The sequence below is a fragment of the Mesorhizobium sp. M1143 genome (assembly GCF_040318435.1).
In the GTDB taxonomy this organism is placed as follows: domain Bacteria; phylum Pseudomonadota; class Alphaproteobacteria; order Rhizobiales; family Rhizobiaceae; genus Mesorhizobium.
In genome coordinates, this window is sequence record NZ_JAMYMJ010000090.1 from 1 (window position 1) to 10,497 (window position 10,497).

Consider the following 10,497-nt stretch of genomic DNA (forward strand, 5'->3'; position numbering starts at 1 on the left):
GAACGCCGTTGTCGGTCCTGATGGCGCTGGGCAGGCCGAACTCTTTGAAAACGCTCTCGAACACCGTGAAGGCATAGGCTTCCTTGGTAGTCGACAACGCCTCGCAGGCGATGAGATAGCGGCTGGCGAAGTCGGTGATCGTCAGCGGGTAGCAATAGCGCCGATCGGCGAGCATGAACTCGCCTTTGTAGTCGGCACACCACAGATCGTTGGGCCGATAGCCGTTTGAAAGTGGTGTTCCCATCGCCCTGTTGCGCCTTCGCTTGCGGCGCTCGACCAGGCCATGGCGGTCGAGAACCGCATGCACCGTCGAGATCGCAGGCCGGTGAACGTCAGGATACAGCCGGGCCAACCGTTCGCGTATCTTTGGCGCACCCCAGGTCGGCTTGTCTTGCTTGAGGCGCACAATCAGCTTCTCGATTTGAAACGGAAGCTGATTGGCGTGGCGGTAGGGTCGGCGTGATCGATCCGTCAGCCCCTCAAGGCCACTGTCATTGTAGCGTGTGAGGATCTTGTAGCCGGTCTTGCGCGAGATATCGAACTCACGGCAAAGCACCGCCATCTTCTCGCCGTCCAGCAGCCGGGCAATGAACTTCAGCCGCTCTTCCATGACGTTACACTCCTTCCAAGGCACCTTGCTCTCCTTGCAAAGGGCCGAAAGTGTAACCCATGTCTCCGGAATGAACTGTCACCCATCTCTCGGGAAGGGCAGATGCATTACAATAGCTTGGATAACCCTAAAGAGCGTCGCGCTGAACGGATTCATGCGACCGCTTGAAGTCTTTGTTTAATGCATGTCGTTGTCCCACAACCTCGGCACTTCTGGGCGACATGCATGAGTGCCCGGGTCTAGGCACGGGCGATCAGTCGATATTCGGTGTTATTGGCGCGTCGATTACCACTTCCGCCCGTTCAGTCAGACGCTATGCTGCTGACCGTGACACCAAGGCGCGCGTTCCGTTCGTGATGAAGCAAAGTCAACACCGCTTGCATGAGCGGATGACCATTCGCGGCCACCTCGAACCCGCGTCCTTCCTGCCCTGGATCATGCGCCATGCGGCCAAGCTCGGTCTCGCGCACCACATCGCTCATGCAAGCACCGATCGCATCGAACTCGATATTGCCGGTGCGGCGGAACTGATCGACATGATGGAGATGGGATGTTCGCTTGGGCCCATTGAAGTCTGGGTCGAGACGATCGACCGCGCGCCTGTCGAGCAAAAAAACATATAGCTTTGCGTGTGGTTACCCTCCGTTTGCACTTAATTTAATCAATATTGCAATTGCGAAATAATTATGCATACGTCAGCCGCATCGAGCGGTTCGCCAACTCCTTGCGCCGGCATCTCTCTGGTCGGGAAACAGTAGTATCAGTACGGAAAGTAAGGTCATGCTGTCCGACAAGACGGACACCTGGGTGCCGGTCGCCCTTTCCCAGGATCTGCCAACAGGACAGGTAATGCCGGGGCGGACGCCCGCCGGTCCCATTGCCCTCTGGCGAAGCCAATCGGGGCGCTTGGCGGCATCGGCGGATCGCTGTCCGCATCGCGGCATGCGCCTCTCCCATGGCTTCGTGCGCGGCGAGGCGCTCTCCTGCATCTATCACGGCTGGACCTATTCGCAGGCCGGTCAGTGCCTGCGCATTCCTGCCCATCCCAGCCTCACGCCGCCGGAGACGATTCGCGTTGCGACCCGGTTGGTCGAAGAGGCGGGCGGGATCATCTGGGTCGCTGATGGAGAGCCTGACGGCAAGCCACCCCTTTTTGAGGGTTACGTCCCGCTCCGTTCATTGACGGCCCGCGCCGGATGTTCGGCACTCTCGGTCGCTGCCGGTACGAAGGCCACCGTTGAAGGATACGTCTGGCAGGCGCCCGGCGCGCCGGCAATCCGCCTGGTGCCTATCCCGCAGGAAGCCGGCGAGACGCTGATCCACGTCCTTGTTCCAGCCGATTGCGATGCGTCCGAGCGCATCGCCGCCTCGCGAGCCGCCGAGAGCCTTCGGCGCATGGCCGAAGGGATCGAGGCGAAAGGGGCTGTGCCATGATCGACGATGCGATGCGCGACGAATGGTATCCGGTCGGGCTTTTCAGCCGGCTCGACCGCTATGGGCGCGAGACCACCCTGATGGACGAGCCGATCAAGGTTGCGCTCGACGCCGATGGCGCGGCGAAAGTGACAGGCGAAAACGGGCGCGTGCTGCCGGTTTCGGTGCGCTATGGCCATATCTGGTCGTCGCTCGGCGAACCGAAGAAACCGGTCTTCCCAATTCCCGAGGCAGACCAGCCCGGGCGCCGCTTCGTCGATGTCGGCGTGGTGCGGGTGCGCTGCTCGCCGCTCCGCGCCGTCGAGAACTTCCTCGACATCGCACACTTCCCCTTCGTCCATACCGACATCCTCGGCTCGGAGCCACATACCGAGGTCGAAAACTACAAGGTCGATATCCGCGAGGAAGAGGATGAGGTCTGGGCGACCCAGGTGAAGTTCTACCAGCCGCAGGCGGCGAAATCCGCGAGCGGAGGTATCACGACGGAATACATGTACCGCGTGCCGGCTCCGACCTGCTCAGTCCTCTACAAGACCTGCCCGCCGCGCCCGGGCGAATGGGATGTGATTGCGCTATTCGTCCAGCCGCTTGCCGAGGATCTCTGCGACGTCTGGCCGTGGATGGCGCTTTTTGATGACGAGACGCCACAGACCGACCTCATCCATTTCCAGCAGACGATTTTCCTGCAGGACCGCTCGATCCTCGAAAACCAGATCCCGCGTCTTTTGCCGCTCGATCCCGGCATGGAAATCCCGACGCGCGCCGACCTGACCTCGGTCGCCTATCGCCGCTGGCTGAAGCGCCACAATTATACCTACGGCGCGCAATTGGTGGCACAATGAAGCTTTACGACTACATCCTCTCCCCAAGTTGCTACAAGGTGCGCCTGATGGCGACGCTGTCAGGTGTGAAGCTCGAAATCCGCCCGGTCGACTTCCATCCCGGCGCCGAGCATCGCGGCCCCGAGCTTATGGCACTTAATCCGGGAGGCTCCATCCCGATCCTTGAAGACGGCGACCTGATCCTGACCGAGTCTTCCGCCATGCTTGGCTATCTCGCCGCGAAGGCAGCACCGGCCTGGCTCGGCAGCGGCGCCCCCGAGGAGACGGCGCGCATCCAACAATGGCTTTCCTTCTCGCACAGGCTGACCGCCAACCTCGGCGGCGCGCGCCTGCATGAGATGCTGCTGCGTCCCGGTGACATCGGTGCGCTTCAGGCCAATGGCATAGCGGCACTGCGTGAGCTGGAAGCCGGCCTCTTCGAACAAAAAATGCGTGGCGATCGGTTTCTCGCATCCGACCGGCCGACGATTGCCGACATTGCTTGCTTTCCCTACGTCGCGCTCGCGCCCGACGGCGGCGTTTCCCTCGATCCGTATCCCACGATCCGGCTCTGGTCGCGAGCGCTCCGCAGCCTCGACAATTTCATCGAAATGCCCGGTATCCACCGGCTGCACGAGTTGAAGCCCGAACCGCGACCCATGCTGGACGAGGCGTGAGGTGACCGGCTATCTCCTGAAGAATTGCGCAGCGGTCATCACCGACGAGGGCAGGGGTCCGAGCGTCCGGCGCAATGTCGATGTGCTGACGAATGGCCCGCAGATCGAGGCAATCGGGGAAGGCCTGCACAGAAGCGAGTTGCCGGCCGGTACTATCGTGCAGGATGCCGACGGCTGGTTCGTCTATCCCGGCCTCGTCAACACGCACCATCACTTCTTTCAGTGCTTTGTGCGCAACCGTGCCGAACTCGACTGGACGAAGCTGTCGGTCATCGAATGGCTCGACCGGATCTATCCGATCTTCTCCCGGCTCAACGAGGATTGTTTCTACCACGCCTCGATCACGGCGATGGCAGAGTTGATAAAGCACGGTTGCACGACGGCCTTCGACCACCAGTACAATTTTCCGCGCCATGCCGGAAAACGGCTCATCGACCGGCAGTTCGAAGCGGCCGACCTTCTCGGCATGCGTTTCCACGCCGGCCGCGGCGGCAACACGCTGCCAAAATCGGAAGGCTCGACCATTCCAGACGAGATGCTGGAGACCACGGACGAATTCATTGCCGACTGCGCACGCCTCATCGACACTTATCACGACACCAGTCCCTTCAGCATGCGTCAGGTCGTGGTCGCTCCCTGCCAGCCGGTCAACTGCTACCGCGAGACCTTCGTGGAATCGGTTTCGCTGGCGCGTGATCGCGGGGTGCGGATGCACACCCATGTCGGCGAGGGCGAAAGCCCGATCATCGAGGCCCGCCACGGCATGCGTACGGTGGACTATCTCGAGGACCTCGGATTTGCCGGCCGAGACACTTTCTATGCCCATTGCTGGGAGCTGACGCATGACGAACTGCGGCTGATGGCGGCGAGCGGCACCGGTGTCTCGCATTGCCCGGAGCCGGTCTATCTGGTGGGTGCGGAGGTGACTGATATTCCCGCCATGTCCGCCTTTGGCCTGCGCGTCGGTCTCGGCTGCGACGGTGCTGCCTCGAACGACAATTCCAACCTCATGCACTGCATCCATTCCGCCTACATGCTGCAATGCCTGGCGGCCCCGACGCGCGCTCATCCCGTGCCTGCGCCGGCCGATTTCCTCGGCTATGCGACAACGGGCGGGGCCGCGCTTCTGGGCCGCAATGACATCGGCCGACTGTCGCCCGGCATGGCCGCCGACCTCTTCGCGATCGACACGCGCCGCATGGATTATGTCGGCACGCGCCACGATCCATTGAGCCTGATTGCCAAGGTCGGCATCGGCATGCCCACCGACATGACCATGATCAACGGCCGCATCGTCTGGGAGAAGGGTGCGTTTACCGGGCTGAACGAGGCCCGGCTTGCTGCGGACGCGGAAACCGCTTTTGCCGCGGTGGAATTCTAACAACTTAAGACAGGGGAACTGACATGCTGAACTATCTGACCCGCAGAACTCTGATGAAGGGCCTTGCCGCAACAGGGCTTGCCGGCGCGCTTGGCAGCCGTCCCGCCTTTGCGGCCGACGAGCCGCTCGGTATCACGCTCGTGCTCCCGTCGCCGGTCGGCGATGTCGGCTGGGGCCATGCGCTCGCCGCCGGCCTCGAGCCGGTCAAGGCCGCATACGGCGACAAGGTGAAGATCACCGTCATCGAGAACATCGCCGAAGGGCCGGACGCCGACCGGATCATGAACAAGGCCGTCGCCGACGGTAACAAGTTCCTGATCGCCGGCTCATTCGGCTACCAGAATGGTGCACTACAGATCGCCCGCCGCGATCCTGCGGTCACCGTGCTGCATGCCTCCGGCTTCCAGACTGCGCCGAATTTCTCGCCCTTCGCGGCGAAGTATTTCCAGGGCACTTACCTGCTCGGCATAGCCGCCGCAGCTCTTTCCAAGACCGGCAAGGTCGGCTCCGTCTCGGCCTTCGCCATTCCGGAGCTGATCACCTCGATCAACGCATTTACGCTCGGCGCACAGACCGTAAATCCCGATATCGAGGTATCGGTCGTCTGGGTGAACTCCTGGTTCGACCCGGCCAAGGAACAGGAAGCCGCCAAGGCGCTGATGGCACAGAACTGCGACGTGATCTTCTCGAACGCGCAGGACACACCCTCCGTGATCTCGGCCTGCGAGGAGGCTGGCGTCTACGCGTTCAACCTCAATTCGTCGATGAAGAAATATGCACCGAAGAAATATCTCGGCTGCATCGCGACGGACTGGTCGCCCTTCTTCAAGGCTTCCGTGGATGCCCATCTGGCCGGAACCTTCAAGGGCGCCAACACCTTCCTCGGCGTCGCCGAAAAGGTGGTGGAGGTCGTGGACTGGAACTCAGATATCCCAGCCGACACGATGACGAAGATCAAGGAAGTGGCGGCGAAGATCGCCGACGGCAGCTTCTCGCCCTTCACAGGTCCAATCACCAAGGCCGACGGCAGCGAAGCCGCCGCCGCCGGTGCGACGATAGCGGATCCCGAGATCGTCGCGATGGACTGGCACGTCAAGGGTGTCACCACACCACTGCCGAAGTAAGTCATGACCCCGCCCCTTCTGTCGCTCCGCGGCATCTCGAAGAGCTACGGCCAGATCCGGGCCAACCAAGCCATCGATCTGGACGTGGCGTCCCAATCGATCCATGCGATCCTCGGGGAGAATGGGGCGGGCAAATCGACGCTGATGAAGCTCATCTATGGCGTTGAACAGCCGGACGAAGGCACCGTCGTCTGGAACGGAGAGCATCTGCGCCTTGCCTCGCCGGCTGAGGCACGGCGCAGGGGCATCGGCATGGTCTTTCAGCATTTCTCGCTGTTCGAGACGCTGACTGTCGTCGAGAACATCCAGCTCGTCGTCCCCGGCGGCAAGGCGGAGCTGGCGGGGCGCATCCGCAGCCTCGGCCAGGATTTCGGCCTTGAAGTGGATCCTCTCGCCGATGTGCACGCGCTCTCGGTCGGCGAACGGCAGCGGGTGGAGATCATCCGCTGCCTGATGACGGACCCGAAGCTGCTCATTCTCGACGAGCCGACCTCGGTCTTGCCGCCGCAGGCGGTGAAGAAGCTGTTCGACACGCTCAGGCGCCTTCGCGACCGCGGCGTGTCCATCCTGTTCATCTCCCACAAACTGGAGGAAATTCGCACGATCTGTGACCAGGCGACGGTCTTGCGTGGAGGGCGCGTTATCGGCACCGTCGACCCGCGCGACTATGATGCGCACGACCTCGCCCGGATGATGATCGGCCGCGACATGCCCGAGGTGATGCCCGCGTTGGCCATGCCCGAGGGGGAGAAGCGGCTGGAAATAATCGACATGGACTACACGCCGGACGACCCCTTTGCCACGCCGCTCTCCGGCATCAGCCTCACGGTACGATCAGGCGAGATCCTTGGCATAGCCGGAATATCGGGCAATGGCCAAGGCGAGCTTGCCGCGCTCATCTCGGGCGAAGCGATGCTGCTGAAGGAACAACGCGACCGGATCTACATGATGGGCCGCGACGTAGGCACACTCGATGCGGCCGCGCGCAGGAGATTTGGCTTCGCCTTCGTGCCCGAAGACCGGCTGGGACGCGGCGCGGTCCCTGAAATGTCGCTCGTGCTCAACACCGTTCTTACCGCCCATCCTTTCGATCTCGTGAGGCGCGGCCTCATCAACAGCGCCGGAGCGACGGCTTTCACCAGCGAATGCATCCGTCGGTACGACGTCCGCGCCTCCGGCCCGGATGCCGAAGCGGGCTCGCTGTCCGGCGGCAACTTGCAGAAATTCATCGTCGGTCGCGAGATGATGCTGTCGCCAAAACTGCTTTTCGTGGCGCAGCCGACCTGGGGTGTAGACATTGGCGCTGCATCCGCCATCAGAAGGCGGCTCATCGCGTTGCGCAACCTGGGCGTGGCGATCCTCGTAATTTCCGAGGAACTCGAGGAACTTTTCGAACTCTGCGATTTCATCCAGGTGCTCCATCATGGAATGCTGAGTCCGCCTCTGGTCACGCGGGACGCGCGCCCCGAAGACATCGGCAGATACATGATCGGAGCACATGCCTCGCCAGAGAAGGTTCCTGCATGAGCGTTCGTGCCGCGCCGTTCCTCCCCGCGCTCGTCCGCCGGGAGCATGCCTCGCTCGTCGCGGCCATGCTGGCCCCGGCTGTCGCGCTTGGCATGGCGATCATCCTCAATCTGGGCCTTTATGTGCTGATAGGCCGAGATCCGGCGGCCGTCCTGTACGCGATGCTTCTCGAGCCGTTCCTCTCCTGGGCATCGTTCGCGGAGGTGCTGCTGAAGGCGGGGCCTCTTCTCCTCATTGCTCAGGGGCTGGCGATCGGTTTCCGCGCAAAAGTGTTCAACATCGGCGCGGAGGGCCAGTTTATCCTGGGCGCTATTTTCGCCTCGGCGATCCCCGTCTGGTTTCCGCAGGCGACCGGGCAGTGGATCTGGCCGCTGATGCTGCTTCTCGGTGCCCTCGGCGGTGCACTTTGGGCATCTATCACCGCCTTCTGGCGCGTCAGGCTCAATGCGAACGAGATCCTGGTCTCTCTGATGCTGAGCCTCGTTGCGGCGCAAGTCCTCAACTACTTGCTGCTCGGCCCATGGAAGGACCCGGCCGGCTTCAATTTCCCACAATCCGTCATGTTTCAGAACGACGCGATGGTGCCGACCCTGATCACCGGTACCCGTGTCAACGTCTCGCTGCTCATCACACTTGCGCTCTCGCTGGTGGCCTGGGTTTTCATGCAGCGAAGCTTCATGGGGTATAAGCTCAAGGTCGGCGGCCTTGCCCCGCGCGCGGCCGGTTACGCCGGCTTCAGCGAAGGGCGTGCGATTTGGCTATCGCTTCTGATCGGTGGCTTGGCGGCGGGACTGGCAGGCGCGGCGGAGGTCGCGGGTCCGCTCGGCCAGTTGCAGCGCTCGATCTCGACCGGCTACGGATATGCGGCCATCATTGTCGCCTATCTCGGCGGGTTGCATCCAGTCGGCATCATCTTTTCCGCGCTCTTCATGGCTGTCCTCTATATCGGCGGCGACAATGCGATGGTGTCGGCAAACCTGCCGATCGCCGCCGTCCGCGTCTTCCAAGGCAGCTTGCTGCTCGCCTATCTCGGCGCTGTGGCCTTCGTGCGCTACCGCATCGAGTGGCGCCGACCCCATCACCTGAGCCCGCCATGAACGCCGTCGAGTTCATTATTTCGGGCATGCTCGCAGCGGCAACCCCCTTTCTCCTTGCCGCGCTCGGCGAGTTGGTGGTCGAGCGCGCCGGTGTTCTTAACCTCGGCGTAGAGGGCCTGATGGCCCTCGGCGCGGTGCTCGCGTTCATCGTCGTCTACCACGGCGGTGGACACCTGCTGGGGTTCGTTGCCGCCGGCCTCGGTAGCGCCGTCCTGTCCCTCGTCTTTGCAGTGCTGGCACTCGGATTCCGGGCAAACCAGGTCGCGACAGGCCTTGCGATCGGCATTCTCGGCCAAGGCCTTTCGGCGCTGTTCGGCAAAAGCTACGAGAGCTTGACGGTCAAGGGGCTCCCGAAACTTGCCTTTCCCGGCCTCTCGGAAATCCCGGTAGTCGGCAGGCTGTTTGTCCAGGACGTCGTCGTATGGCTTTCCCTTGCCGTGACGTTTGCGATCTGGGCGATGTTTGCCTATACGAGAGCCGGCCTTGTCGTGAGGGCAATCGGCGAGAATCCCAAGGCAGCCCACGCCATCGGCTATCCGGTCATCGCTATCCGTGTCGCGGCCATAGCTTTTGGTGGCATGATGGCGGGTTTTGCCGGCGCCTATGCGGCGGCGGTGTACACGCCCCTTTGGGCGGACGGTATGATTGCCGGACGTGGCTGGATCGCGATCGCACTGGTTGTCTTTGGTACGTGGCTCGCTGGCCGCATCTTCCTGGGTGCCTGCCTCTTCGGCGCGGTTTCGCTGATGAGCCTCGCCGCCCAGGCGACCGGTCTGGACTTGCCATCGCAACTGCTTTCCAGCCTTCCCTATCTCGTTACGATCGTCGTGCTCGGTGTCATCTCGGCGGACCGCCGCTTGCTCAGGCTGAACGGTGTCGCCTCGCTTGGCGAACCCTTCGAACGTTAGCCGGGATGCAAAGCGGATTTGCGAAACTCGACGTAAGTTGAAGAGATCGAAACGCCAGCGGACGATCGGCATCCGATCCAAAGGGCAGAAACGCCAAACGGGGCGAAGGTATTTCCGCGAGGGTAGCGCTGACGCCGTCGACTGCGAGCAGGGGAACGATGTGGCGCTCAACGCGCCCGACACCGGTGGAGATCGTCGCGGGTTCTTGGATCGTCCCGTTTCCTCAGCACGAGCCCATTCTCGAGGGTCCATCCTCCACCGCAGCCTAGGGAAGCGGCTTCGCAAGATGGCCTGAGGCATGCGCCCGGTAAATTCCCGCATGCGAGCACTCGTCCTGCCTGTCTAAGGTTCCGAGTCTAACCGCAAATCCTCGATTTTTTCCGCCAATTCCAAAATATATATTCCGGTCTCCGCAAGAAGCCATAACAACGATTTCCAATACTACCTATTCTTGCAGAAACTAAAAACGCTACACTCGCGTAATCATATTGGTAACGGATGCTGTTCAACCTGCGTCCAGGCAACCAACACAGGGAGCGGCGTTATGGATTTCTTTAAAAGTTTAACAAAGGTCTTGGCCGGCGGCGCGGTTACCGTGGCTTTGTGCTTTCCGGCTGGCGCGGGCGGGCTCAGTGTGGGCATCGGCGGCAGCGGTGGGGTGGGTGTTTCGGTCGGCGGCAGTGGCGGCGGGCTTGGCGTCGGTGTCTCGGTCGGCGGGAGCAAGGGCGTCAATGCCGGAGCGACGGTCGGAGGCACCAGCGGCACCACCGCCAGTGTCGGCGCCTCGGTTGGCAGCGGCGTTACCGCCGGCGCCGGCGTATCGGTCGGCCCGGGGGTCGGGGTCGGGGGCGGCGCCCCCGGCGGGCGCAGTGGCGGGGGCGGGGGCGGGGGCGGGGGGGGCAGTGGGGTGCCCGCCGG

The 10,497-nt window shown here is 62.5% G+C and carries 11 protein-coding genes; 10 read left to right on the forward strand and 1 reads right to left on the reverse strand.

The annotated features are described in order from the left end of the window. The coding region (locus tag NKH35_RS29950; protein WP_502907010.1) for a helix-turn-helix domain-containing protein at positions 1-634 on the reverse strand (634 nt) is incomplete at its 3' end. Between the two features lie 332 nt (positions 635-966). Between NKH35_RS29950 and NKH35_RS29955 the strand changes: the two genes are divergently transcribed. The 10 genes from NKH35_RS29955 to NKH35_RS30000 form a co-directional block, all read left to right on the forward strand. Then, positions 967-1,233 (forward strand): acylphosphatase, encoded by a 267-nt coding sequence (locus tag NKH35_RS29955; protein ID WP_023689148.1) that lies wholly within the window; start codon positions 967-969, stop codon positions 1,231-1,233. A gap of 157 nt (positions 1,234-1,390) precedes the next feature. Further along, positions 1,391-2,044, forward strand: coding sequence for a Rieske 2Fe-2S domain-containing protein (locus NKH35_RS29960; protein ID WP_023689147.1), 654 nt, complete (start codon positions 1,391-1,393; stop codon positions 2,042-2,044). Next, a complete protein-coding gene (locus NKH35_RS29965) occupies positions 2,041-2,886 on the forward strand; it encodes an aromatic ring-hydroxylating dioxygenase subunit alpha (RefSeq protein WP_352917325.1) in 846 nt (281 codons plus the stop codon). The genes NKH35_RS29960 and NKH35_RS29965 overlap by 4 nt, the downstream gene beginning before the upstream one ends. Next, positions 2,883-3,542, forward strand: coding sequence for a glutathione S-transferase family protein (locus NKH35_RS29970; protein ID WP_023699368.1), 660 nt, complete (start codon positions 2,883-2,885; stop codon positions 3,540-3,542). Before NKH35_RS29965 ends, NKH35_RS29970 begins: the two co-directional genes overlap by 4 nt. A gap of 1 nt (position 3,543) precedes the next feature. Continuing rightward, entirely contained in the window at positions 3,544-4,923 is a 1,380-nt protein-coding gene (locus NKH35_RS29975; protein ID WP_023734811.1) for an amidohydrolase, read from the forward strand. Positions 4,924-4,949: 26 nt separating this feature from the next. Beyond that, the gene (locus NKH35_RS29980; RefSeq protein WP_198029759.1) at positions 4,950-6,047 is read left to right on the forward strand and encodes a BMP family ABC transporter substrate-binding protein; all 1,098 of its coding nucleotides are present in this window, start codon (positions 4,950-4,952) and stop codon (positions 6,045-6,047) included. A gap of 3 nt (positions 6,048-6,050) precedes the next feature. Continuing rightward, positions 6,051-7,574, forward strand: a complete 1,524-nt coding sequence (locus NKH35_RS29985) for an ABC transporter ATP-binding protein (RefSeq protein WP_352917327.1) — start codon at positions 6,051-6,053, stop codon at positions 7,572-7,574. After that, a complete protein-coding gene (locus NKH35_RS29990; RefSeq protein ID WP_352560039.1) occupies positions 7,571-8,671 on the forward strand; it encodes an ABC transporter permease in 1,101 nt (366 codons plus the stop codon). Before NKH35_RS29985 ends, NKH35_RS29990 begins: the two co-directional genes overlap by 4 nt. Next, the gene (locus NKH35_RS29995) at positions 8,668-9,579 is read left to right on the forward strand and encodes an ABC transporter permease (protein ID WP_023727826.1); all 912 of its coding nucleotides are present in this window, start codon (positions 8,668-8,670) and stop codon (positions 9,577-9,579) included. The genes NKH35_RS29990 and NKH35_RS29995 overlap by 4 nt, the downstream gene beginning before the upstream one ends. Positions 9,580-10,123: 544 nt before the next feature. Next, positions 10,124-10,497, forward strand: a 374-nt coding sequence (locus tag NKH35_RS30000) for a hypothetical protein (protein ID WP_352917329.1), incomplete at its 3' end; no start/stop codon positions are given.